General features: G+C 61.5%; 30 protein-coding genes and 1 tRNA gene. 19 read left to right on the plus strand and 12 right to left on the minus strand.

The genetic code is table 11. The features are described from left to right. The first annotated feature begins 20 nt into the window (after window positions 1-20). The 3 genes from ACN0WV_RS13745 (at window position 21) to ACN0WV_RS13755 (ending at window position 1,813) form a co-directional block, all read left to right on the plus strand. Window positions 21-659 carry a pentapeptide repeat-containing protein gene (locus ACN0WV_RS13745; protein WP_417606523.1) on the plus strand — a complete coding sequence of 213 codons (639 nt, stop codon included), beginning with the start codon at window positions 21-23 and terminating at the stop codon, window positions 657-659. Further along, window positions 641-1,048: a hypothetical protein gene (locus ACN0WV_RS13750; protein WP_417606525.1), complete on the plus strand. Its 408-nt coding sequence runs from the start codon at window positions 641-643 to the stop codon at window positions 1,046-1,048. The genes ACN0WV_RS13745 and ACN0WV_RS13750 overlap by 19 nt, the downstream gene beginning before the upstream one ends. A gap of 135 nt (window positions 1,049-1,183) precedes the next feature. Further along, entirely contained in the window at window positions 1,184-1,813 is a 630-nt protein-coding gene (locus ACN0WV_RS13755) for a response regulator transcription factor (RefSeq protein ID WP_417606527.1), read from the plus strand. Here the strand turns inward: ACN0WV_RS13755 and ACN0WV_RS13760 are convergent. Further along, window positions 1,705-2,376, minus strand: a complete 672-nt coding sequence (locus ACN0WV_RS13760) for a LuxR C-terminal-related transcriptional regulator (protein ID WP_417606528.1) — start codon at window positions 2,374-2,376, stop codon at window positions 1,705-1,707. The two genes, ACN0WV_RS13755 and ACN0WV_RS13760, sit on opposite strands and share 109 nt — an antisense overlap. Window positions 2,377-2,587: 211 nt before the next feature. Between ACN0WV_RS13760 and ACN0WV_RS13765 the strand changes: the two genes are divergently transcribed. Next, window positions 2,588-2,782 (plus strand): hypothetical protein, encoded by a 195-nt coding sequence (locus ACN0WV_RS13765; protein WP_417606530.1) that lies wholly within the window; start codon window positions 2,588-2,590, stop codon window positions 2,780-2,782. A 4-nt stretch (window positions 2,783-2,786) separates the two neighbouring features. On the opposite strand, the gene ACN0WV_RS13770 is transcribed toward ACN0WV_RS13765, so the two are convergent. From ACN0WV_RS13770 to ACN0WV_RS13780, 3 genes are all read right to left on the minus strand, one after another. Beyond that, on the minus strand, window positions 2,787-2,921 hold the full coding sequence (locus ACN0WV_RS13770) for a DUF1115 domain-containing protein (RefSeq protein WP_417606532.1): 135 nt from the start codon (window positions 2,919-2,921) through the stop codon (window positions 2,787-2,789). A 26-nt stretch (window positions 2,922-2,947) separates the two neighbouring features. Then, window positions 2,948-3,023: transfer RNA gene (locus ACN0WV_RS13775), tRNA-Ala, on the minus strand. A gap of 97 nt (window positions 3,024-3,120) precedes the next feature. Then, entirely contained in the window at window positions 3,121-3,444 is a 324-nt protein-coding gene (locus tag ACN0WV_RS13780; RefSeq protein WP_084352945.1) for a TIGR02300 family protein, read from the minus strand. Between the two features lie 108 nt (window positions 3,445-3,552). Here ACN0WV_RS13780 and ACN0WV_RS13785 point away from each other — a divergent pair, with 108 nt between their 5' ends. After that, window positions 3,553-4,245, plus strand: coding sequence for a M48 family metallopeptidase (locus ACN0WV_RS13785; RefSeq protein WP_417606534.1), 693 nt, complete (start codon window positions 3,553-3,555; stop codon window positions 4,243-4,245). 31 nt (window positions 4,246-4,276) lie between these two features. Continuing rightward, on the plus strand, window positions 4,277-4,930 hold the full coding sequence (locus ACN0WV_RS13790) for a GntR family transcriptional regulator (RefSeq protein ID WP_084353036.1): 654 nt from the start codon (window positions 4,277-4,279) through the stop codon (window positions 4,928-4,930). A 55-nt stretch (window positions 4,931-4,985) separates the two neighbouring features. Here ACN0WV_RS13790 and ACN0WV_RS13795 read toward each other — a convergent pair whose 3' ends face one another. Both ACN0WV_RS13795 and ACN0WV_RS13800 read right to left on the minus strand, forming a co-directional pair. Next, the gene (locus tag ACN0WV_RS13795) at window positions 4,986-5,948 is read right to left on the minus strand and encodes an acetyl-CoA carboxylase carboxyltransferase subunit alpha (RefSeq protein ID WP_417606537.1); all 963 of its coding nucleotides are present in this window, start codon (window positions 5,946-5,948) and stop codon (window positions 4,986-4,988) included. A 139-nt stretch (window positions 5,949-6,087) separates the two neighbouring features. After that, window positions 6,088-6,681 carry a LysE family translocator gene (locus tag ACN0WV_RS13800; RefSeq protein WP_417606539.1) on the minus strand — a complete coding sequence of 198 codons (594 nt, stop codon included), beginning with the start codon at window positions 6,679-6,681 and terminating at the stop codon, window positions 6,088-6,090. A 73-nt stretch (window positions 6,682-6,754) separates the two neighbouring features. Between ACN0WV_RS13800 and ACN0WV_RS13805 the strand changes: the two genes are divergently transcribed. Further along, window positions 6,755-7,207, plus strand: coding sequence for an Lrp/AsnC family transcriptional regulator (locus ACN0WV_RS13805; protein WP_417606651.1), 453 nt, complete (start codon window positions 6,755-6,757; stop codon window positions 7,205-7,207). Between the two features lie 7 nt (window positions 7,208-7,214). Here ACN0WV_RS13805 and ACN0WV_RS13810 read toward each other — a convergent pair whose 3' ends face one another. Both ACN0WV_RS13810 and ACN0WV_RS13815 read right to left on the minus strand, forming a co-directional pair. Beyond that, window positions 7,215-8,405, minus strand: coding sequence for a LytS/YhcK type 5TM receptor domain-containing protein (locus tag ACN0WV_RS13810; RefSeq protein ID WP_417606541.1), 1,191 nt, complete (start codon window positions 8,403-8,405; stop codon window positions 7,215-7,217). Window positions 8,406-8,481: 76 nt separating this feature from the next. After that, complete coding sequence (locus tag ACN0WV_RS13815; protein WP_417606543.1) at window positions 8,482-9,444, minus strand: L-malyl-CoA/beta-methylmalyl-CoA lyase; 963 nt, start codon at window positions 9,442-9,444, stop codon at window positions 8,482-8,484. A gap of 381 nt (window positions 9,445-9,825) precedes the next feature. Between ACN0WV_RS13815 and dgcN the strand changes: the two genes are divergently transcribed. The 3 genes from dgcN to ACN0WV_RS13830 are packed head-to-tail and all read left to right on the plus strand — an operon-like array spanning window position 9,826 to window position 12,768. Further along, window positions 9,826-10,827, plus strand: coding sequence for an N-acetyltransferase DgcN (gene dgcN / locus ACN0WV_RS13820; RefSeq protein ID WP_417606545.1), 1,002 nt, complete (start codon window positions 9,826-9,828; stop codon window positions 10,825-10,827). Window positions 10,828-10,883: 56 nt separating this feature from the next. Next, on the plus strand, window positions 10,884-11,849 hold the full coding sequence (dgcA, locus tag ACN0WV_RS13825) for an N-acetyl-D-Glu racemase DgcA (protein ID WP_417606547.1): 966 nt from the start codon (window positions 10,884-10,886) through the stop codon (window positions 11,847-11,849). A gap of 55 nt (window positions 11,850-11,904) precedes the next feature. Then, a complete protein-coding gene (locus ACN0WV_RS13830) occupies window positions 11,905-12,768 on the plus strand; it encodes a D-amino-acid transaminase (RefSeq protein ID WP_417606549.1) in 864 nt (287 codons plus the stop codon). Window positions 12,769-12,845: 77 nt separating this feature from the next. Here the strand turns inward: ACN0WV_RS13830 and ACN0WV_RS13835 are convergent, their stop codons facing one another. From ACN0WV_RS13835 to ACN0WV_RS13850, 4 genes are read right to left on the minus strand one after another with little or no spacing between them, the layout of a single operon-like run. After that, entirely contained in the window at window positions 12,846-13,259 is a 414-nt protein-coding gene (locus ACN0WV_RS13835) for a hypothetical protein (RefSeq protein ID WP_417606551.1), read from the minus strand. Continuing rightward, on the minus strand, window positions 13,249-13,893 hold the full coding sequence (locus tag ACN0WV_RS13840; RefSeq protein ID WP_417606552.1) for a DUF5671 domain-containing protein: 645 nt from the start codon (window positions 13,891-13,893) through the stop codon (window positions 13,249-13,251). Before ACN0WV_RS13840 ends, ACN0WV_RS13835 begins: the two co-directional genes overlap by 11 nt. A gap of 7 nt (window positions 13,894-13,900) precedes the next feature. Continuing rightward, window positions 13,901-14,215 (minus strand): DUF1244 domain-containing protein, encoded by a 315-nt coding sequence (locus ACN0WV_RS13845; protein WP_417606554.1) that lies wholly within the window; start codon window positions 14,213-14,215, stop codon window positions 13,901-13,903. Window positions 14,216-14,249: 34 nt separating this feature from the next. After that, window positions 14,250-14,987 carry an N-formylglutamate amidohydrolase gene (locus tag ACN0WV_RS13850; protein WP_417606556.1) on the minus strand — a complete coding sequence of 246 codons (738 nt, stop codon included), beginning with the start codon at window positions 14,985-14,987 and terminating at the stop codon, window positions 14,250-14,252. A gap of 143 nt (window positions 14,988-15,130) precedes the next feature. Between ACN0WV_RS13850 and pyk the strand changes: the two genes are divergently transcribed. The 9 genes from pyk (at window position 15,131) to pheT (ending at window position 23,616) form a co-directional block, all read left to right on the plus strand. After that, a complete protein-coding gene (pyk, locus tag ACN0WV_RS13855; RefSeq protein WP_417606558.1) occupies window positions 15,131-16,576 on the plus strand; it encodes a pyruvate kinase in 1,446 nt (481 codons plus the stop codon). Between the two features lie 43 nt (window positions 16,577-16,619). Continuing rightward, window positions 16,620-16,844, plus strand: coding sequence for a hypothetical protein (locus tag ACN0WV_RS13860; RefSeq protein ID WP_417606559.1), 225 nt, complete (start codon window positions 16,620-16,622; stop codon window positions 16,842-16,844). Between the two features lie 122 nt (window positions 16,845-16,966). After that, window positions 16,967-17,167 carry a 50S ribosomal protein L35 gene (gene rpmI, locus ACN0WV_RS13865; RefSeq protein WP_084352960.1) on the plus strand — a complete coding sequence of 67 codons (201 nt, stop codon included), beginning with the start codon at window positions 16,967-16,969 and terminating at the stop codon, window positions 17,165-17,167. 14 nt (window positions 17,168-17,181) lie between these two features. Next, a complete protein-coding gene (gene rplT, locus ACN0WV_RS13870) occupies window positions 17,182-17,547 on the plus strand; it encodes a 50S ribosomal protein L20 (RefSeq protein WP_084352961.1) in 366 nt (121 codons plus the stop codon). 176 nt (window positions 17,548-17,723) lie between these two features. Continuing rightward, window positions 17,724-18,833, plus strand: coding sequence for an alpha/beta hydrolase (locus ACN0WV_RS13875; protein WP_084352962.1), 1,110 nt, complete (start codon window positions 17,724-17,726; stop codon window positions 18,831-18,833). Window positions 18,834-18,966: 133 nt separating this feature from the next. Beyond that, window positions 18,967-20,040: a phenylalanine--tRNA ligase subunit alpha gene (gene pheS, locus ACN0WV_RS13880; protein WP_417606562.1), complete on the plus strand. Its 1,074-nt coding sequence runs from the start codon at window positions 18,967-18,969 to the stop codon at window positions 20,038-20,040. 23 nt (window positions 20,041-20,063) lie between these two features. Continuing rightward, window positions 20,064-20,717, plus strand: coding sequence for a hypothetical protein (locus tag ACN0WV_RS13885; RefSeq protein ID WP_417606564.1), 654 nt, complete (start codon window positions 20,064-20,066; stop codon window positions 20,715-20,717). 148 nt (window positions 20,718-20,865) lie between these two features. Further along, window positions 20,866-21,150, plus strand: a complete 285-nt coding sequence (locus tag ACN0WV_RS13890) for a YrhK family protein (protein ID WP_417606566.1) — start codon at window positions 20,866-20,868, stop codon at window positions 21,148-21,150. 72 nt (window positions 21,151-21,222) lie between these two features. After that, complete coding sequence (gene pheT, locus ACN0WV_RS13895) at window positions 21,223-23,616, plus strand: phenylalanine--tRNA ligase subunit beta (RefSeq protein ID WP_417606568.1); 2,394 nt, start codon at window positions 21,223-21,225, stop codon at window positions 23,614-23,616. The last annotated feature ends 5 nt before the right edge of the window (window positions 23,617-23,621 follow it).

Raw genomic sequence — 23,621 nt, forward strand, 5'->3', positions numbered from 1 at the left:
CTCCAAGGGAGAGCACAGTGATGAAAAAGAACCTTTTCGGCGCGGTCGCGGCCCTCGCGGTGGCCACTGCGGCACAGGCGGAACAGTCCAACACCCAGCGGTTGCAGGCCGCCGCCACGACCTATCCGATCATCGTCGACACCGAAACGCCGCGCGAGGGCCCTCTGGTCATCGACGGTTGCGAGCTGAAGCCCGGCGCGGACTGCCCGGGCGTGGACCTCAGCCATGCCGACCTGCGCGGCGTCAAGCTGATGGGCGCCAACCTGCGCGGCGCCAAGCTGACGCGGGCGAACCTCTACAATGCCACGCTGAAGGGGGCCGATTTCTCGGGCGCCGACCTGCGCGGCGCGACGCTGACCAAGTCGCATATGCAGGGCATGACCGCGCGCGGTGCCGACTTCACCGGCGCGAACATGGACTTTTCGCGTCTCGCGGGGGCGCATTTCCAGGGGGCCAACCTGACCGCCATCTCGATGGAAGCCAGCTGGGCGCCCAAGATCCGCCTCGTCGGCGCGACCATCAAGGCCTCGAACCTGCAGGAATCCAAGTTCTACGACGCGGATCTGGGTGAGGCGGTCATGGAGGGCAACAACATCCGCTATGCCATCTGGGAAGGCGCCCACATGGAGAACTGCACCGGATGTCCCTTCGACTGGTGATGCACGCCTTTCTGGCCTGGTCTCTACTCCCCACCTCCCTGAGCCGGGCCGACACTCTCGCGGCGGGTCTGATGACCTGCCGCGAGGTCGTTTCCGACGCCGCGCGGCTGGCCTGCTACGATGGTCTTGCGCCCACGGTGCAGGGCGAACGCTTCACCGGCAAGGGCAGCGGCATCACGCCTGAGTTTACCGTGGAAACGCCGCGTCTGATGCGCTTTGACAGCGCCGATGTCATCATGGTCGTCTATCTGCTGGATGACAGCGGCGCGGTGGTGCAGAACCTGCATCGTGGTGGCGCAGGTGGCGGAGAATTCCTGATCGAGAATCCGGGGCGCTATCACCTACAGGTCAATGCCAGCGGTGCCTGGAGCGTCACTGTCCTGCCCTGACCCTCACTCGCCATAAAGTCGTATGACTGCGCGCTACCTGTCGTGTTAATCTGTTTCTGGAGCGGCATGACACGCGCCGTGGGAGGACAGATGACACATTGCCTGCGAGCGGCCTCGCTAGCGTCCGAGCCTCGCTTGAGTTCCGCACTGGTTATTGACGATCACCCGATGATCCATCTCGGGTGTCGGCAGATGTTGCGCGATGCGGGCTTTGACGAAGTGCTCGCGGCATACTCTGCCGTGGAAGGGATCGAACTCGCGGCCCAACACCAGCCCGATATTGTGGTACTGGACCTTGGCCTACCGGGTGCAGGCGGGTTGGAAAGCATCGGCCCCCTGCGTGACACGGGCCCCGAGATGCAGATCCTCGTGTTCACCATGAACGACCGCCCCGCCTTTGCCTCGCGCGTGTTGGAAGCCGGGGCGCATGGCTTTCTGTCAAAGAACGCCCCGCCGAACAGCTTTCGCGATGCTCTGGCGGCGATCCGTGCGGGTGAGATCTACCTTGATCATTATACCGCGATGCGCCTGGTCACGCAGCGCAGCGTTGCGGCGCAGTCCCCGCTGGCGGCGCTGACCCCGCGCGAACGCGACGTGCTGTTCAAACTGGGGGATGGGCTGGACCTGTCGCAGATCGCTCGGGATCTGAACGTCAGCTACAAGACCGCCGCCAACACCAGCTCGATGCTGAAGAAAAAGCTCGACGCGAAGGGGCTGAACGACCTGATCCGATTTGCCATAGAACACGGCGACGAGCGGTCTTGACTTCGGGCCAGCTGGCGAGGCGCGGTGCCATCCATCTCCAGCCCGATGCGCATCAGCTCCGTCAGGTTACGCACAGACTGCTTGCGCCGCAGCGCGGCAATGACATTGGCGACGGTCCTGTAGCTGACATGGATCGACCCGGCGATCTCATCGTAGCTGCGACCTTGGGCGATGAGGCGCAGCACCTGCGCCTCGCGCGGATTGAGATCGGAGAAACGGTCTTCGGTGCGCGCGTCCGTCACCAAAGACAATGCCAAGCGCGCCTCGAGAAACGTCGGCCCCGCCATCACCGTGCGCTCCGCCAGCAGGAACTGTTCCGGGGGTGCGTTCTTTGACAGAAAGCCCAGCGCGCCTTGTTCCATCGCCATGCGGGCAAGGGACGGATTCTCGTTCATAGTGAAGACCAGCACAGGCACGCCCGCTGCGCGATCCTGCAGTTGCGGCAACAGCGCCAGCCCGCCGATCCCGTCTTTCGCCAGCCGTGTGAACGTCAGGCTGCCGCCAAGGCTTTGGCCCGGACGCCCAAGCCAGTTCCTCGTCCCCTTGCTGCGCAGAGCGGCCATTCGTCCTGGACGCAGCGAACGGCGGCTCTCCGCCCGCTTTGCGTTTTGCGTTGCGGGTACGAGGCTCGGAAGTTCAGGAATATACACTCAGTTAAAGTTCAATGTCCTCACGAGTAGCTGAACTTGAGATGTTCCGTTGCGCTGGAATGCGGCCGGTGGCCTATGTAATCATGCTCTTAGGGCAGCCAACGCTAAGTTTGGAGATGAGTCGATGGAACCAAAAAACCACCCGGACAGCCATGAACTGCACGATTGGCCCATGTATGGACCGAAGGATCCTGAGATTGCGAATCTCGTTGATCAGCTTGCTTATGATCACGGGCTGCGAGTGCGCGAGATCGAGGCAATTATCTTACGGGTATTGAGCGAGCGCTTGGCTTCAGAGAAGAGAAAAAGCTCTTCATAACTTGTCAAATCATGACGGTAGGCAGGCAGCCTGAAACGTACTTGTCAAAATAATCCGCCGAACCGGCTGAGTTCAGGACATGGTACTCAAGCGTTTCATCTTCAACAAAATGGAAAAACCATTGACGAAAATGGAACATCTATGTGTCCCTTTTCAAGTGCGGTATGGTGGAGCCTAGCGGGATCGAACCGCTGACCTCCTGCATGCCATGCAGGCGCTCTCCCAGCTGAGCTAAGGCCCCATTCGCAGCATCGCAACCGACGCTGTGGGCTGCGATGTATGCGATGCGAAGGGCGGGATCAAGAGCAAAATCCAGCCCTTCGCGAATTCATTTCGAGTCAGGAATCGTCGTCGTCCTTGGCCACGTCGGCGATGTCGTCCAACGAGACGTTATCATCGTCGTCGTCATCCAGCACGTCGTCACCCAGGTCGAGATCGACATCTTCGTCATCGTCCAGAGCGTCTTTGCTTTCCTTCTCCTTGGCTTTCGCCTTGGTTGTGGATGCATCTTCGGCGTCAGCCGCGATCATGCGGCTTTTCGTGCTGTCCAGTTCGACCGCCTCGCCCGTATAGGGGCTGACAATCGGATTGCGGTTCATGTCGTAGAATCGTTTGCCTGTAGTCGGGCAAACACGCTTGACGCCCCATTCTTCTTTGGGCATGGGCATTCCCTCTCATATATCATGTGGTCTTGAAGACGATCCGGGCCACCTGCCATAACACCAACGTCGTGTCAAAGGCTTTGACGCGGTCCCGACCGAGGAAGACGTATGGGCGAGTTCACCCTGCCTGGCAACCCACCTATCGACGTGGTGCTCAGGCGCTCTGTCAGGGCGCGACGGATCAGCCTGCGCCTGTCGCGGCTGGACGGGCGCGTGACGATGACATTGCCCAAGCATGTGGCGGTGAAAGAGGCGCATGCCTTCGCCCGCGAGAAAGAGGCCTGGCTGCGGGGCCACCTGTCAGCGCAACCCACCACTGTGACCTTGCGCAGCGGTGCATGGCTGCCGGTCGAGGGGCGGATGCTGCGCATTGGCGAAGGGCAGGGGCGGCGCGTGTGCGTCGAGGGAGAGGCGATTCTGGTGCCCGGCGATGAGGCGCGTTTCGGCGTCCGGCTGTCGGCCTTTCTAAAGGTGCTGGCGCGCGACCGGCTGACCGAAGCCTCGGACCGCCATGCCGCCCGGCTGGGGCGTGCTTACGCGCGGATCACCCTGCGCGACACGCGGTCGCGGTGGGGGTCATGTACGCATGACGCCGGGCTGATGTATTCGTGGCGGCTGATCATGGCACCGCCAGAGGTATTGGATTACGTCGCAGCGCATGAGGTCGCACATCTGGCCGAGATGAACCACTCTCAGGCTTTCTGGGATCTGGTCACGCAGCTTTATGGCGACTGGAAGCCGGCGCGGAACTGGCTGCGAGATCAGGGGGCTGAATTGCACCGCTACCGATTTGGCGATTGACGTTTTTGCCGGTTGTGATCACAATTTCCGCATGTTGACCGCCCCCCGCCAGACAGAGCCGATTCCGGCCGCCGCCCATGACCGCGTTTATCGCCGCTTGCGTGCCCGCATCATGGTGGGCGAGGTGGCACCGGGTGCTGCCCTGACCTTGCGCGGCATTGGCCGGGAATTTGGCGTGTCGATGACACCTGCGCGCGAAGCCGTCCGCCGGTTGGTTGCGGAGGGCGCGCTGTCGCTGTCGTCGTCCGGGCGGGTGTCCACGCCGGAACTGTCCAACGAACGGATCGAGGAATTGGCGGTCCTGCGCGCGCTGATCGAGGTGGAGCTTGCCAGCCGCGCCATGCCGCGCGCGCATATGGCCCTGATTGACCGCTTGCAGACGATCAATTCCAGCGTCGGCGAGATGGTCGAGGAACGCAACGCGGTTGGCTATATCCGGACAAATCTGGAATTTCACCGCACGCTCTATCTGCGCGCTCAGGCCCCCGCGATGCTGGCCATGGCCGAGACTGTCTGGCTGCAATTGGGGCCGACGATGCGGGCGCTTTACGGGCGGCTCAATCGGACCGAGCCGCCGCATTTTCACCGTCTGATCATCGCCGCACTCAAGGCCGGGGACGAGCCGGGGTTGCGGCTGGCGGTGCGGTCGGATGTGACGCAGGGGCTGAAGATGCTGGCGGGCTGATCCGGGGCGCATCGATTCGTCGGCCTGACCCGTTCAGGTTACGCCAGCATGGGCCTCAGGCGGCCAGCCCGCGCGATCCGACCTTCAGGTATTTGCGATGCCGTTGCTTGACCAGATCTTTGCGCGAAATGCTGTCCAGATCCGACAGAAGCGACTGGATCGCTTTTCCCACGGCTGTCACCGCCGCGTCGCTGTCGCGATGCGCCCCGCCAAGCGGTTCCTGAATGACCCGGTCGGCGACCCCCAGCTTGGTAAGGTCCTGTGCCGTCAGCCGCAGCGCCTCCGCTGCTTCGCGCATTTTTTCAGCGTCTTTCCACAGGATCGACGCGCAGCCCTCGGGCGAGATCACCGAATAGACCGAATGTTCCAGCATCGCCAAACGGTCGGCCGTGGCAAAGGCAACCGCCCCGCCAGAACCACCCTCGCCGATGATGACCGATACCAGCGGCACGCGAATTTGCAGACATTTTTCTGTCGAACGTGCAATCGCCTCGGATTGACCGCGTTCTTCGGCACCTTTGCCGGGATAGGCTCCGGGCGTGTCCACCAGCGAGATCACCGGCAGGTTGAACTTGTCCGCCATCTCCATCAAGCGGATCGCCTTGCGATAGCCTTCGGGACGGGCCATGCCGAAATTGTGGGCGATACGCGATTGCGTGTCATTGCCCTTTTCATGGCCGATGACCACCACCGGCCTGTCGTTGAAGCGCGCCAGACCGCCCATCACCGCATGATCGTCGGCAAAATTGCGGTCGCCGGCCAGAGGTGTGTATTCGGTGAACAGGGCCTCGATATAATCCTTGCAATGGGGCCGGTCAGGGTGCCGGGCGATCTGGCATTTCCGCCACGGCGTCAGGGTCTTGTACAGATCTTTGAGCATGTCGGCCGCTTTGCGATCCAGGGCCGCGGCTTCCTTCTCGATATCCATTTCCTCGTTGGTCCGTGCCATGGCACGCAGCTCTTCGGCCTTGCCTTCAATCTCGGCCAGAGGCTTCTCGAAATCGAGGTAATGGGTCATGTCATGCTCCGTTTTGCCGTCTCGCGTCCCTGCTGCTATATGGCGCGGCCATCGAGCAGATGCAACAAAACAAGATTTTTGGCACCGGGTCGCGTTTAGGCTGGCGCGCGTGCCAGTACTGCTGCCGGGATCGTGCGGATCACTGCATCAAAACAGGGGCGAGAGAACCCACCAAAAGCAGTGCCATGGTCCAGTTGAATAGCTGAAGCCTGCGCGGATTGCTCAGCACGCGTCGCATCTGCTGCCCCATCAGGGTCCAGCTTGAGACACTGGGCAGATTGATCGCGCCAAAAATCGCGGCAACCAGCAGAACGGAAGCCAGGTTTCTTTCGGGCGCATAAAGCGTGATTGCATTCAGTGCCATGGTCCAGGCTTTCGGGTTGACCCACTGAAATGCCGCAGCCTCGATGAAACGCATCGGGCGACCGGTTCCATCGGCAGATCCGGGGGCGGCGGAATGGGCGATACGCCATGCCAGCCAGAGCAAATACGCCACGCTGACCCATGTCAGAATGTGATGCGCCACCGGCCAGGCATCGAACACGCGGACCAATCCGATGCCCACCAGTGCGACCATCACGACGAATCCGATCCCCACGCCCAGCATATGCGGGATGGTGTTGCGAAAGCCGTAATTGGCCCCCGACGCCATCAGCATCAGATTGTTCGGTCCCGGCGTGATTGACGAAACAAGGGCAAAACCTGCCAGCGCTATGAGGATGTTTTCTGTCATGCGTGCACTTATTGCGCGGGCTTCGTGTCATTAAGTTGCATTTTGTAGGAATTATGGACTAATTATGCAATTTATGAAGGGCATTGACGAAATTGACCGCAAAATATTGCGTGCGCTGACAGAGGATGGGCGTATCAGCAACCTGGACCTGTCCGCGCGGGCCGGGCTGTCGCCGTCAGCCTGTTTGCGCAGGGTCACGGCGCTGGAACGGGCGGGCGTCATCTCTGGCTATCGCGCGGTGCTGAACCCCGAGGCAATGGGCACCGGGTTCATCGCCTATGTAACGGTGGGGTTGGGTCAGCATACGAAGGCCGCACAACAAGCGTTCGAGCGCGCAATCTCGCGCAGCCCCGAAGTCCGAGAGTGCCACAATATCACCGGCTCCGTGGAATATCTGTTGCGGATCGAAGCCGCCGATCTTGCTGCTTACAAACATTTCCATACCGAGGTTCTGGGAACATTGCCGCAGGTGGCCGCGATCACGTCCTACGTCGTGATGGGGTCACCCAAGGATGAACGCAGTTAGGTTATGTTCAGTCGTTCAGCCTGACCGTATCCGTTCTGGACACGGCGAGCGTCGCGTCAAGCTTGGCGAACAACGAATCGCGACTCTGGCGCGCGCCTTTGTCCGCTTGCGCCGCCGCATATGAGGTTGGCTGCCCATCGCAAGACATTGCCGAAGGAGACTCGATGCTCTCGACGGATTGCAGCAGATCGAAAAGTTCCGCGTCGTTCTGCGCCGGCAGCACCCGCAACTTTGCGCCAAAGCGGAATTTCTGTCCGGCCGAGAGGCGCAGTTCGGTTTGTGCAAGGCGGCGCGACAGGCTTTCGGTGGCGTCCTGGTGTTGCGCGACCTCTTCCGCAGTCAACGGAACCAGAAGGTGCCCATGCCGGGACAGGCCAATCCTGCCGGAATGGGTCAACCTTCCGACAAGCGCAATGGCCATAGCGGCCTGCACACGGCTGGTCAGCCCGCTGCCCCAGAACGTGCCCAGCCATTTTGCGTAGACCGGCCAGATCACCAACAGGCCAGCGACCGTGCCCTTGGGTTCTGTTGCGGCCAGCTGGAGGGTTTCGCGGATGAACGAGGCCGGGCGCAACAATCCGCTGTCCGGACAGGTCGAGGCACCCTCCCGCATGAAATGTTCGGCTTCGATCCGGCGGATCTCTCGCTGGATCAATGCCCCCACGATAGGAATGGTCACCAGATAGATCAGCCAGAGAATCGGTGCGGCGTTCCAGACGAACCAGATTGCAATATCCGCAGGAAGCAACGCCGCACTGACAAAGGACAGGCCGGAGATCAGGCCAAGCTGACAAAGATGCCAGAAATTCCGGCGCAGATGCGCCCGTGTCGCGCCGGTCCACAGTGCACCCAGCGCGCCGGAAATCACCACCGATGCAACACCCGAACCGGCACCGACGCCGCCGATATACAGACGCGTGGTAATCGCCATGACAAGGCAGACGGCCAGACCGCGCCAGCCCAGGAAAGCCCCGGCGAGAATGACAGGGACGATGCGCAGGTCGATGATGACGCCCTCAAACGGGCTGATCGGCATCTCCATCTCGATCACGGCGACCAGACCGAAGATCGCGCCCAGCACATACTGCGCCTGCTTCGGACTGGACAGCCAGCGCCGGATTTCGCCCACGCCAACGATCAGAACGCACAACAACCCGATCGGGCCGGCAAAATCGACAACATTGTACCCTTGCAACATGGCAGGTCTCCGGGACAAACACACCTATACGCGTCATACATGCGCAATCGTTACGAGGTCGTAAACGCTCTCGAATTCAGGTGTTTTGCGCGATCATTTCCGATTGTTTCACAATCACTTCGGCCTGTTTGATCGATGCGATGTCAACAAGACGCCCCTTGTAGACGGTTGCCCCTTCGCCCTTGGCCTTGGCTTGCTCCATCGCGCCCAGAATTTCGCGTGCCTCGGCCACGGCGGTGTCGGAGGGCGTGAAAACCTCGTTGGCAATTGCCACCTGCTTGGGGTGGATCGCCCATTTCCCGACCATGCCCAAAGTGACTGACCGCAGCGCCTGTGCGCGGAACCCCTCATCATCGGAAAAATCGCCGAACGGCCCGTCCACCGGCAACACGCCATGGGTGCGGCAGGCCGCGACGATGGCCGCCTGCGCCCAATGCCACGGGTCGGACCAGTATTTCTGGCCTTCGCGCGCCATGTAATAGGTTTCCTGCGTGCCGCCGATGCCCGTAGTGGCCATGCCCATCGAGGCTGCGAAATCGGCCGCACCCAGGCTCATCGCCTGCAAACGTGGCGTGGCAGAGGCGATTTCCTCGACATGGCTGATGCCCGCCGCACTTTCGATGATCACCTCGAATCCCAGCGGCTTGCCGCGCCCCTTGGCGCGTTCCACGGCCGTGACCAGCGCATCGACGGCATACAGATCGGCGGCGCATCCGACCTTGGGGATCATGATGATGTCGATCCGTTCGCCTGCCTGTTCCAGCAGATCCACCACGTCGCGATACCAATAGGGCGTGTCCAGCCCGTTGATCCGCACGCTCAGCGTCTTGTTGCCCCAGTCAATGTCGCCGATGGCCTGAATGATGTTGGCGCGGGCGGAATCCTTGTCGGTGGGGGCGACGGAATCCTCTAGATCAAGGTTGATCACATCGGCAGCACTTGCCGCCATCTTCTCGAAGATCGCGGGACGCGAGCCGGGGCCGAACAGTTGGCAGCGGTTCGGGCGGGCGACGGGGGTGGGCTGAATGCGGAAGGACATGGTCGGGCCTCTGCGTAAGGAAGTTGCGTATCTATCGCTTCGGCTAGTATATTCTTGCGTGCGTTGCTGCAAGTGCGAATGTGCGCTTGCAGCATTTGACAGCGCTCCTGTCGAAAACGGATTGCGGCGAAAGAAACGCCGCGTATCAAGGGGACTTTCTCAGGCGGCCCGCCGGGGAGGGCGTGTTCGTGTTCCCTGCCGCGATATGGTGATGAATATTCCCGCATTGCCCAAGTCTGAAGCACAGTTCTTGCAAGCAATTATCAATCTGTCGAAGATTCGTGTGCAATTGCGCGCCTGCACCCATAACTTGCGAAACTCTTTCACTGCCCCAGTTGTTAGGGTCGCAGACAAAATTGATACAGATCCAGAGGTGCCGCCATGATCCAGACCCCCTACCTGTTGTTTCTCGGGGATGCCCCTGATGCGCTTGCAGCAAAAGTCGCGCAGGGCATTCGCGACTGGCGGCCCGACAATGCTGTCGGCCAGTTCCGGATGGACGGTTGCAAGGCCGATATGAAGCTGCCGGACATGACCCTGGCCGAGGCAAAGGCAGCAGGGGCAAAGACGCTGGTGATCGGCGTGGCCAATCGGGGCGGCGTGATTTCGCAGGCTTGGAAAAAGGTGTTGGTGGCCGCGTTGGAGGAAGGCTTTGACCTTGCCTCGGGCCTGCATAACCTGCTGCGGGATGAGCCCGATCTGGTGGCCGTGGCGGCCGAATGCGGACGCACGCTGCATGATGTGCGGGTGCCGTCTGTGAATTACCCGATCGCCGACGGGGTCAAACGGCGCGGCAAGCGCGTTCTGGCGGTGGGGACGGATTGCTCTGTCGGCAAGATGTATACCGGGCTGGCGCTGGACCGGGACATGCGGGCGGCGGGGATGAAATCCACCTTCCGCGCCACCGGACAGACCGGCATCCTGATCACCGGTGACGGTATCCCGCTGGATGCGGTCGTGGCCGATTTCATGGCCGGATCTGTGGAATGGCTGACGCCCGACAATGACGGTGACCACTGGGACGTGATCGAGGGGCAGGGCAGCCTGTTCCACGTCTCCTTTTCCGGCGTGACGATGGCCTTGATCCATGGCGGCCAGCCCGATGCGCTGATCCTCAGCCACGAGCCCTCGCGCGCCCATATGCGCGGATTGCCGGGCTACGCACTGCCGTCACTGGAGGTCTTGCGCGACACGGCACTGCCACTGGCGCGGGTTGCCAATCCGGACTGTCAGGTGGTGGGCATCTCGGTCAACACGCAGGCGATGGAAGAGGCCGAGGCCCGCGATTATCTGGCGGGGTTAGAGCAGCGCATGGGTCTGCCTGCGACCGATCCGTTCCGCTTTGGGACGCAAAAGCTGGTGAAGACGCTGGCTGCCATTTGAGTTCCGGTTTCGCCCGTGGCAGGTTGCGACGGGCAGCCAAAACAGGAGTATATCCGGTGCAGATAGACGTGACGCGCGATGCGTTCCCGCTGGCGCAGGTGTTCCGCATCAGCCGGGGTGCCCGGACAGAGGCCAAGGTGCTGACCGTCCGTATCGCCAAGGATGGCGTGACCGGCTGGGGCGAATGCGTGCCCTATGCCCGCTACGATGAGACGCTGGACAGCGTTGAGGCGCAGATCGCGGGTCTTCCCGCCGCATTTGACCGCACGGCCTTGCAGAACCTTCTGCCCGCTGGTGCCGCGCGAAATGCCGTGGATTGCGCCCTGTGGGATCTGGAGGCGAAGGCATCGGGCAAGCGGGTGTGGGAACTGGCCGGGCTGGCACCTCCACATCCCGAGATCACCGCCTATACCCTGTCACTGGACGAACCCGACGCGATGCGCGCCTCTGCCGCCAAGCACGCCCATCGGCCCTTGCTGAAGATCAAGCTTGGCACGCCCGACGATATGCCCCGGTTGGAGGCTGTCCGTTCGGGCGCGCCGAAATCCAGCATCATCATTGACGCGAATGAGGGCTGGAGCGCCGAGATCTACGCCGATCTTGCTCCGCATCTCAGCCGCCTTGGTGTGGCGCTGGTTGAACAACCGCTGCCTGCCGGCGACGATTCCGCTTTGGACGGGATCGCGCGTCCAGTGCCGGTCTGCGCTGATGAAAGCTGCCATGATCGTCACGATCTGGACCGGCTTCAGGGGCGCTATGACATGGTCAATATCAAGCTGGACAAGACCGGCGGGCTGACAGAGGCGCTGGCCACCCGCGAAAGGGCGCGGCGGTTGGGCTTTCGCGTGATGATCGGTTGCATGGTCGGAAGCTCTTTGGCGATGGCGCCTGCGGTGTTGCTGGCACAGGGGACCGAGGTGACGGACCTTGACGGGCCGCTCCTGCTGGCTAAAGACCGTGACGACGCGCTGGTTTTCGACGAGGCGGGGGTTCACCCGTCCGAAGCCGCACTTTGGGGGTGATCCGCCCCGCTAGCCACGACCGGGTGTCACACCCGACAGAACAAAGGACCACGACATGAGCCGCACCGTCTATGTGAATGGCGACTACCTGCCCGAGGCCGACGCCAAGATCTCGATCTTTGACCGGGGTTTTCTGATGGCGGACGGGGTCTACGAGGTAACAAGCGTTCTGGGCGGCAAGCTGATCGACTTTGACGGCCACGCGGTGCGGCTGGAACGGTCCTTGACCGAACTGGATATGGGCATGCCCATGTCCAAAGACGAGTTGCTGGAAATCCACCGCGAATTGGTCCGCGTGAACGGGATCGACGAGGGGATGATCTATCTTCAGATCACCCGCGGTGCCCCTGCGGACCGCGATTTTGCCTTCCCGGATCCCGAAGCGACCGCGCAGACCGTCGTGCTGTTCACCCAGAACAAGCCCGGTCTGGCCGATAGTCCCGTGGCGAAACAGGGCATCAAGGTTATCTCCATCGAGGATATTCGCTGGGGCCGCCGCGACATCAAGACGGTGCAGCTGCTCTATCCGTCGATGGGCAAGATGATGGCCAAGAAGGCCGGCGCGGATGATGCCTGGATGGTCGAGGATGGTTTCGTGACCGAGGGCACCTCGAACAATGCCTATATCGTCAAGGGCAACAAGATCATCACGCGCGAGCTGTCCAAGGACATCCTGCACGGCATCACCCGTGCGGCCGTTCTGCGTTTTGCCCGCGAGGCGCAGATGGAGGTGGAAGAACGCAATTTCACCATCGACGAGGTCAAACAGGCGGATGAGGCGTTCATCACCTCGGCCTCGACCTTCGTGATGCCGGTGGTAGCGATGGACGGCGTGGCGATCGGTGACGGGGTGCCGGGCGCAAAGGCGTTGCGGCTGCGCGAGATCTATCTGGAGGAAAGCCGCAAGGCTGCCGTCTGAGGTTTCGCGGCGAAACCTAAGCAATTAATAATAAACAATAAAATGTAAATCTGGCGCGCGATGCAACAAGGGTTTGTTTACTCGTTCAGCATCGCGGGCCGTTCATATAGTCCGGTGATGCAGCCGGTTTCGTCGTCGAGTTGACTGGCGCGATAGTCCAGACGCTCGGGCACTTCGAAGCGGGCGCAAAGCTGGAAGGTAGTGTCGCTTTGCCGCTCGTAGCGGTAGGGCGCGCCAGTGAACCGATCCTCGCGGGGCGTGTCCTCCGGGCAGGCGGCGACCGGCGACAGGGTCGGGGGCAGGGTGTCTTGCCCGCCCTTGCGCGCGACGCAAACCACAAAGCGCTCAAGCTCGGTCAGATCATTGAGCCGGGCAAAGTCGCGTTTCTCGGCCCGGCCCATGCCCGGCCCGCCGGTTTGCATCAGCGCAAGCGCCAGCATCGCGGCGACAAGAACAGTCAGGCACCAGACGGCAAGTCGGTCAGGTCTCATTTTCAGCCTTTGTCGGATCGGAGGCCATCAGGCCTTTGACATACAGAAAGGCCAGCGCCGCCAGCAGGGCGACAAGGGCGGATTTTGCCGCGAAGCGCAGGGACAGATCGCCCGACAGGAAGGTGAAGACCACGGAAATGGCATCCCCGAGAAGGGTCATCGCGGCAAGGAACAGGGCAAGAAAGCCCAACACCGCTCGCGCGCGGGATCGTCGCTGCGCCCCGTCACGCCGTGTGGCGCGGGCCATTTTGCGGTCAAGGATCAGGAACAGCGGCAGGAATATGATCAGCACGGCAATGGGCCAGCGCATCCGCGCTGCCAGACGCATGATTCTGTCGGCCGGGTCCGGCAGCCAACTGTCGATCAGGGCAAAGCCGAGCGGAACGGAAAAGCCCAGAACCACGGCCAATGCCGTGAACATCAATGCGTAAAGAAAAGCGTCACGCGCGCCCAGAGATGGCAATGGCTTCGGCACAGGCAGGGCAAAACCGTCTTGCGCCCATTGGCCCATTGCATGGTCGATTTCGCTTGCCGACCAGCCCGCAGCGCGCAGCCGGGCGGCAATCTCTGTCCGGTCGTGGCCGGCGGCCAGCGCGGTTTGCACAAACCCTGTCAGCCGATCATCGCCAGCCATTGCCCTGTCAGCCCTTGGGGCCGACATTTTCGGCGAAGGCCTTCTTGAAGGCGTCCTGCTTATCCGCGCCCGCATCGGTTTGATAGTTGGCTTTCCAGTCGTCCATCGTCATGCCGTAGAACGCCTCGCGGCCTTCGTCCTTTGACATCTCGATGCCGCGTTCATTGGCGGCCTCCTGATACCAGCGCGACAGGCAGTTCCGACAGAAGCCGGCAAGGTTCATCATGTCGATATTCTGCACATCGGTGCGGTCTTGCATCAGGTGCTGGCGCAGGCGGCGAAAGGCGGCGGCCTCAAGTTCGATGCGGGTCTGGTCATCCATGTCGTGTCTCCTTGTCGGTGGCCTTGGCCATCATTCAAAGGTGGGTATCGGCAAGGGCTGCTTCAAGCAGCGGTGCAAGTCGCTGGCCCCAGGCATGTTGCTGATCCGGTGTGGCGATCAGATCGTGGCGTAGTTCGATCAGCACATTCAGCCGCCCATGTTGCAGCGCGTGCCGGTCAATCGAGTCGCCGGGCAGGTGACCGCCGTAAGGCTGGTTCATCCCGACCACCAGATCGCCCTCGGCGGTCAGGCGGTGAAACATCGGTTCCGTCAGGCGTTCGTCATAGGCGTGCAGCACGCCGATATGCCACGGGCGCGGCGGCCGCCCCTTGAGCTGTGGCGTGAAGCTGTGGATCGATACGATCACCCGTTTCGGATGCAGCGCCGCCACTTCCTCCAGTGCCGCATGATAGGGCCGGTGATAGGCGTCAAGCCGACGCTCGCGCTCTGCGGTATCGGCATGGCGGTTGCCGGGAATCACCGTCCCGTCATAAAGCCGCATCAGCAGGGTCGGGTCATTTTCGCCGCGGTTGGGGTCAATGACCAGCCGCGAGAAGTTGGACAGCGCCACCGGGGCATCCAGCGCGTCTGCAAGGGCGCGGCTGACGCCTGCGGCCCCTATATCATAGGCAATATGACGCGCCATTTCGCTTTCGGGCAGCCCCAATGTGCCGCCAAGAGCCGGTGGAACAAGGTTGCTTGCGTGATCGCAGGTGACCATCCAGCGAGACGGGCGTTGCGCACCTTCGATGAAATATGGTTGATACGTCATGTGATTTTCATGTTGCTTGGCGATTGCATAGGGCAGTTGCGTCAGAATGTGAAATGGGCAATAACGCCCCAAAGGGCTCGTTAGCGATAACATTGCTGCGCCGATCCCGCCTGCGAAAATCAATATGCGAAGGAATAGCTGATATGAGACGCCTGCGGAACGTCAAGATCGTCGCCACGCTGGGCCCTGCCTCCAGCGATTACGAAACCATTCGGGCCTTGCACGAGGCCGGGGCGGACGTGTTTCGTCTGAACATGAGCCATGGCAGCCATGACGAGATCAGCAAGCGCCACGAGATCATCCGCAAGGTCGAGAAGGATCTTGATTCGACCATCGGCATTCTGGCCGATCTTCAGGGGCCGAAGCTGCGCGTGGGTGAATTTGCCAATGGCGAGGAAGAACTGGTCGAGGGGGCGGCATTCCGGCTGGACCTTGATGAGACCAAGGGCGACATCAACCGCGTGCGCCTGCCACATCCCGAGATCTTCGCCGCCCTGGAAGACGGCGCGCATCTGCTGGTCAATGACGGCAAGATCCGTTTGAAGGTAGAACAATGCGGCCCGGACTTCGCGGATTGCACCGTGATCACCGGTGGGACGATTTCCAACCGCAAGGGCGTGAACGTCCCGGATGTGGAACTGCCGCTGGCGGCGCTGTCGGAAAAAGATCGCAAGGATCTGGAATTTGTCTGCGCGCTGGGCGTGGATTGGCTGGCGCTGAGCTTTGTGCAGCGCGCCAAGGACGTCTGGGAAGCGCGGGAACTGGTCAATGGCCGGGCCGCGGTCCTGTCAAAGATCGAAAAGCCGACCGCGGTGAAATCCTTCGAGGAAATCCTTGAGGCGTCGGACGGCATCATGGTGGCGCGCGGCGATCTGGGTGTGGAACTGCCGGTGCAGAACGTGCCGCCGATCCAGAAGCGTCTGGTGCGTCGCTGCCGCCGGGCGGCCAAGCCGGTGATCGTCGCGACCCAGATGCTGGAATCGATGATCGAATCGCCGATGCCGACACGGGCTGAAGTGTCCGATGTGGCGACCGCGATCTATGAAGGCGCGGATGCGATCATGCTGTCGGCGGAATCGGCGGCCGGCCAGTATCCCACCGAGGCGGTTCAGACGATGGACAACGTCGCCCGCGAGGTCGAGGCGGATGAAACCTACCGGGAAGTCATCGAGGCCAGCCGCAAGGTCGACCGGACCTCGGTTTCCGACGCGATCGTCTCTGCCGCGCGCGAGATTGCGGAGAATGTCGATATCAAGGCGATCTGCTGCTTTACGCAATCGGGCACCACGGCGCTGCTGACAGCGCGTGAACGGCCACGGGTGCCGATCATCGCCATGACCTCGGAGCGTGGAACCGCGCGCCGGCTGGCGCTGAGCTGGGGGACGAACTGCGTGATGACCGGAGTGCTTGAGCGGTTCAAACAGGCGGTGGTCAGTGCTGCGCGGGCAGCGCGGGCAGGGGGGTATGCCTCTGCCACAGATCATATCGTGGTCACTGCGGGTGTGCCTTTCAATGTCCCCGGCACCACCAACATTCTGCGCGTCGCGCCCTGCGACGAGCGTTTGATTTTCAGCACCGACCCGGACTAGAAACAGCGCCGGACGGCGTTTTTTGAAACAGGGGGGACGAGGCATGGAGAGTGATCTTTACCTCGTCCTCGGTTGCGTTCTGGGCACATTTTCGATCACGCGGGTGGCCTCTGCGCTGGCGGACGGGCGCGCGCCGATATTTGCGCTGATCATGTTGATCGTCAGCGGCGGGCTTGTCGGCTATGCGTACCATCTGGAACCCGGTGGGCTGACTTTTGACGACGTGCCGCGCGCTTTCGCTGCTGTTATCGGACGCATCATCAACTGAAATCGCGGATCGGTTCTTGTCATCCGCGCGGGCTGCGCGTATAGGGCGGCTTCGCCTGCGCGTCCGGCTTAAGTGGCATGCCGAGTCGCGCGGTAACCGAACCTAATATCAAGGAGCCGGAAATGCCCAAGATGAAGACGAAATCGAGCTGCAAGAAGCGGTTCAAGATCACGGCCTCGGGCCGGATCAAGGCGGGTCAGGCAGGCAAGCGCCACGGCATGATCAAGCGCTCTACCAAGTTCATCCGCGATGCGCGTGGAACCACCGTTTTGGCCAAGGCTGATGAGCAGATCATCAAGCCAATGATGCCCTACGCGCGCTGAAGGAGATCTGAACAATGGCACGAGTCAAAGGTGGGACAGTCACCCACGCCCGTCACAAGAAAGTCACAGACGCAGCGAAGGGCTATTATGGCCGCCGCAAGAACACCTTCAAGGTGGCGCGTCAGGCTGTCGACAAAGCAAACCAATACGCCACACGCGACCGCAAGAACCGCAAGCGGAACTTCCGCGCGCTGTGGATCCAGCGGATCAACGCGGCTGTTCGCGGCCATGACGAAACGCTGACATATTCGCGCTTCATCAACGGTCTGGGTCTTGCCGGGATCGAAGTGGACCGCAAGGTTCTGGCCGATCTGGCCGTCCATGAGCCCGAAGCGTTCAACGCGATCGTGGATCAGGCGAAAGCCGCATTGCCCGCATAAGCCTGGCAATCGGTCGAAAAGATCAAAGGGTCGTCTCTTCGGAGGCGGCCCTTTTCTTATGCGGCACCTGCTGCGGGCGGCTCATGACGTTATTGCCCGGTCACACACGCGCTGATAGCATTGCGTCAGCTTGCAGCACGTCCGGGCTGCGCCATACTCAGCCAAGCGGAGCGCGCATGACCCGAATTCTCTCTCTGAAATTCCTCGTTGCGGCGCTTGTGCTGTCGTTTCTTGTCGGTTGCGGGCGTCCGCCGGAACTGATCGGCGTGGTCAACCCGGACTTCCCGGCAGCGTCCTTCGATCTTAACCGTCAGAAAGTCTTTATCGCCACGACGCGGCAGGCGACCGAGGTGACGGGCGCGTTCTTTACCGCCCAAAGAGCGCCAGAGCTGGGCTTGGCCTCTGTCGAGGTCACGATACCGCCCAACCATATGCCCGGCCGGGTGGAGCGTGCGCGGCAGTTGCCGCCTGACCCGAGGCGCGAATTCACCGTGGTCGATCCGACCGTCTTTGACAGCGACGGCGCTTTTATCGCGGCGCTGAACAAGGAGTTGGCAACAAGGCCTCCCGGTCAGCGGTCGGTCATGTTTTTCGTTCACGGCTATAACACCAGCGCCAGCGACGGCATCCTGCGGCTGGCGCAGTTCGTCGAGGATACGAAGTTCGAGGGCGTGCCGGTGCTGTTCACCTGGGCCTCGGCGGCCAGAACGCCGCGCTATGTCTATGATCTGAACAGCGCGCTGGTGGCCCGTGCCAAGCTGAAGGAAATCACCCAGATCCTGACCCGCACCAATGCCGAGGGTTTCGGCATCTTCGCCCATTCGATGGGGACCTTCCTGACCATGGAGGGGCTTGTCGATGCGCAACTGGCCTCACGGTTGAAACGTCACGGCAAGCTGGAACATATCGTTCTGGCCGCGCCGGATATTGATATTGACCTGTTCCGCACACAGGTCAGCATCCTTCCGGCGTCGATCCGGGAAAAGATGTATGTGCTGGTCTCCAAGGATGATTTCGCCCTGCGTATCTCGCGCCGCATTGCGGGCGGGGTGCCGCGCGTCGGGGCGGCGGATACGGCGATGCTGGAACGGCTGGGAGTGACGGTGATCGACCTGTCGAAGATCCATGATGCAAGCTCCAGCAACCATACGAAATTCGCGGGCTCGCCGCAGGTGGTGCAGATCATCGGGCAGGGGTTGAACGCGAACACCCAATTCAGCCAGTCGCCATCGCCCGCGCTGGGGCAGCTTTTGGCGGCGTCACCGATCCAGATTTTCGGAAACTAAGCCGGGCCACGCCGCCTTTGGGACTTTCAACACCTGGCAGGCAACGTGCTGGGCGCGGGTGATTGCGCGCGCCTGGTCTTGAATTCACGGCCTCTTGTGATAGCAGGATGCCAATCAATTCCGGGGTGCGGCAATGGACGATCTGAAATCAAAATATCTGAACCTGATTGCCGAAGCGGGCGACGAATCCTCGCTGGAGGAGATCCGCCTGACGGCCGTGGGCAAAAAGGGCGAAGTGGCGCTGAAAATGCGCGAACTTGGCCGCATGACGCCCGAGGAACGGCAGGTTGCCGGGCCTGCGCTGAACGCGCTGAAGGCCGAGATCAACTCTGCCCTCGCCGCCAAAAAGGCTGCGTTGGGCGATGCCGCGCTGGACGAACGGTTGCGGGCCGAATGGCTGGACGTGACGCTGCCTGCGCGCGGCGTGCGTCAGGGCACCATTCACCCGATCAGTCAGGTGACGGAAGAAGTGACCGCGATCCTTGCCGAGATGGGATTTTCCGTCGCCGAAGGCCCGCAGATTGACACGGATTGGTATAATTTCGACGCGCTGAACATCCCCGGCCACCACCCCGCACGGGCCGAGATGGACACGTTCTACATGCACCGCGCCGAGGGCGACGACCGCCCGCCGCATGTGCTGCGCACCCATACCTCGCCGGTGCAGATCCGGCATATGGAGAAATACGGCGCGCCCTGTCGGATCATCGCGCCGGGCCGCGTCTACCGCGCCGATTACGACCAGACGCACACGCCGATGTTCCATCAGGTCGAGGGGTTGGCGATCGACAAGGACATCTCGATGGCGAACCTGAAATGGGTGCTGGAGGAGTTCTTTTCCGCCTTTTTCGAGGTGGACGGCATCAAGACGCGGTTCCGCGCCTCGCATTTCCCCTTCACCGAGCCGTCCGCCGAGGTTGATATTCAGTGTTCATGGGAGGACGGGCAGCTCAAGATCGGGCAGGGCGATGGCTGGCTGGAGGTTCTGGGCTCCGGCATGGTCCACCCCAAGGTGCTGACGGCGGCGGGCGTCGATCCGGCCGAGTGGCAGGGCTTTGCCTTCGGCATGGGCATCGACCGGATCGCCATGCTGAAATACGGCATCCCCGACCTGCGCGCGTTTTTCGACAGCGACCTGCGCTGGCTGCGGCATTACGGGTTCGCATCGCTGGACGTCCCGACGCTGCGGGGTGGGTTGTCACGGTAGTGCGGGTAAAGTTCAGAGCGTTCTTGAGCAAACTTAAAGATGACCGTTCGCAGTTTCGCGACCTGAACTGGACTGCGGTCGCTTGTCTCATTTTGATTGGGTCCTTTGCGTATTGCTTGGCTCCCAAGTCAGCTTCAGGATATATCATCGGGTCGATTACTGCTCTGCTCGTGGCGTTCGTGGCCTATCCATGGCAGAAAAAACGTGATCGAGAACTTAAGCTCGGCGAGGAGCGCCGTTCTTCATATCGGAGGTTCATCGAAAAATGCACAAGCGCCCGAGATTTAATTGCAAGTGCTCGTTCAGAACTTAAGATAAATCTGCTCAAGGGCGGAGAAGGACAATCCCTTGAGCAATTTGTCGCGGTTTTCGATAAGATCGGGCGCTACAATGAGGGGATAAGGAATGAATATGCTCTGTTCGCGTTGTCAGCTACGAATGCAGCTGTTGATAAGGCAGGCGAAATTATTGGCGTCTATGCCAACGTATCCTTGAACGACATAGAAGAAATGCGAGAGGTATCGGATTCTTCGATGCCGCTAAGAACTGCAAACGAAGCCCTGATAAAATACTTCGATAGGATTATTGGTCAAACTGATGAGAAAGTAGGTTCGTTAATTCATTTTATGCGGGACGCCGAGTTTGGTTCGGAGGCATCGGAAAAGCATCGGAAATAGACGTTGGCTGAGCGCACTAGGCCCAGCGGATCTGCCTATCGCGACTTGCGCGATGCGGTGAACGTGGGAAAGAGAGGCCTCGGAACTTTCGCTTGCGCTTGCTAGGTTAAGTCGGACATTCCCGACACCGCAGAGCGAGACGTGCCCCATGCAGCTTTTCCGACATTCCAACCGCACCCGCAACGCAAAGACGCAGCGTGTTTATGCGGCCTATGAGCTGGCATATACGCTGGTGGATTTTGCCGCCGCGATCAGTTTCACCATCGGCTCTGTCCTGTTTCTGTGGGACAGCATGAAGGCACCCGCGATCTGGCTGTTCATCATCGGCTCGTTCTGTTTTCTGTGCAAACCCAGCCTGCGCCTGACGCGCGAGGTCAAGCTGTGGCGCATGGGCAAGGTCGATCAATTGGCCAAGCGGGCGGGGGCCGAGTAGCGCCGGGGCCTTTCCCCTCTCGCCCCTTTCGGCTAAGGACGGCGGCAAAGGCAAACAAGCGGCGGACGACCCATGAAATTCACGCTCTCCTGGCTGAAATCCCACCTCGACACCTCTGCATCGGTGGAGGAAATCACCGATGCGCTGACCGATCTCGGGCTGGAGGTCGAGGAGGTTGAAAACCCCGCCGACGCCCTTCGGACCTTTACGCTGGCCAAGGTGACCCATGCCGAGCAGCACCCCGATGCGGACCGGCTGCGGGTGTGCAATGTGGAGACGAATGAAGGCAACAAGCAGATCGTCTGCGGTGCGCCCAATGCGCGTGAAGGCATCACCGTCGTGCTGTGCAAGCCCGGCGATTATGTCCCCGGCATCGACACCACGCTGAGCGTCGGAAATATTCGCGGCGTGGAAAGCCACGGGATGATGGCCTCGATGCGGGAATTGCAACTGGGCGAGGATCACGACGGCATCATCGAGCTGCCCTCGGGCGAGGTGGGTGATCTGTTCGTGGACTGGCTGGCCGCGAATGACCCCGCCAGGGTCGATCCGGTGATCGAGATTGCGATCACGCCGAACCGGCCCGATGCGTTGGGCGTGCGCGGCATTGCGCGCGATCTGGCGGCGCGGGGTCTGGGCAAGATGAAGCCGCGCGATTGCGACGGGATCGAGGGCGAGTTTGCCTCGTCCATCAGCGTTTCGATTGACGAGGACGCGCGCGACGGTTGCCCGGTGTTTTTCGGCCGGATGATCCGTGGGGTCAAGAACGGCCCAAGCCCGGATTGGTTGCAGGATCAGCTGCGCGCCATCGGGTTGCGGCCGATCAGCTTCCTCGTCGATGTGACGAACTTCTTCACCTATGACCGCAACCGCCCCCTGCATGTGTTCGACGCCGACAAGGTCTCGGGCAATCTGCGGGTGCATCTTGCGGCGGGCGGCGAGGAACTGGCGGCGCTGGATGACAAGACCTACCGGCTGGAGCCGGGGATGGTGGTGATCTCCGACGATGCGGGGGCGCAGAGCCTTGGCGGGATCATGGGCGGCGCGCAAACGGGTGTGACCGAGGATACGGTGAACGTGTTCCTTGAGGCCGCGTATTTCGATCCGGTCCGCACCGCCTATACGGGGCGCGCGCTGAAGATCAACTCTGACGCGCGCTACCGGTTCGAGCGCGGGATTGATCCGGAATGGACGCCCGAAGGCATCGAACATGCGACGCGGATGATCCTGGATCATGCCGGGGGCGAGGCGTCCAAGGTTGTCGTGGCCGGGCATATGCCGGACTGGAAACGCGCCTTCAAGCTGGACCCGGCACGGGTGCGGTCTTTGGTCGGCATGGACATCCCCGAAAGCGAGCAGCGTCAGACGCTGACGGCGCTGGGGTTCCGGCTGGAGGGCAACATGGCGCATGTGCCAAGCTGGCGCCCCGATGTGATGGGCGAGGCCGATCTGGTCGAGGAAGTGGCGCGCATCGCGTCGCTGACCAAGTTGCAGGGCAAGCCCTTGCCGCGCGTACCCGGCGTGCCGAAACCGGTTCTGTCACCGATGCAGAAACGCGAACAGGCCGCACGGCGCACGACGGCGGCGCTGGGGTATAATGAATGCGTGACCTACAGCTTCATCGACGCCAAGACGGCGGCGCTGTTTGCGGGCGGCTATGATGCGACGATGCTGGCCAATCCGATCAGTTCGGAACTCAGCCATATGCGGCCGGCGCTTTTGCCCGGGCTGTTGCAGGCGGCGGCGCGCAATCAGGCGCGCGGGCAGGCCGATCTGGCCCTGTTCGAAGTAGGCGCGGCCTTTCACGGCGGCGAGCCGGGCGAGCAGCATATGCTGGTCTCGGGCCTGCTGGTCGGGCGGACGGGGCCGAAGGATGTGCATGGCGCATCGCGGCCCGTGGACCTGTATGACGCCAAGGCTGATGCAGAGGCGGTGCTGACCGCGATGGGCGCGCCTGCCAAGGTGCAGATCCTGCGCGGTGCCTCTGACTGGTGGCATCCGGGGCGGCATGGCAAGATCTGTCTGGGTCCGAAAAAGGTGATGGGCATCTTTGGCGAGATCCATCCCCGCGTGCTGCGCGAGATGGATGTGAAAGGACCAGCGGTGGGCTTCACGCTTTGGCCTGCGGAAATTCCGCTGCCGCGCAAGCAGGTTTCGACCCGTGCGGCGCTGGTCTTGAACGATCTGCAATCGGTGGAGCGTGACTTTGCCTTCGTCGTCGATGCGGATGTCGATGCGCTGGCGCTGGTCAATGCCGCCGCCGGTGCCGACAAGGCGCTTATTCAGGATGTGCGCGTCTTCGATCAGTTCATTGGCGGCAGTCTGGGCGAGGGCAAGAAATCACTGGCCATCACGGTGCGCCTGCAACCCAGCGGTGCCACGCTCAAGGAAAAAGACATCGAGGCCGTCAGCGCCAAGATCGTCGAGAAAGTCACCAAAGCCACGGGTGGCAGCCTGCGCGGATAAGCCAC

The organism is Primorskyibacter flagellatus (assembly GCF_048268605.1).
GTDB lineage: Bacteria > Pseudomonadota > Alphaproteobacteria > Rhodobacterales > Rhodobacteraceae > Primorskyibacter > Primorskyibacter flagellatus.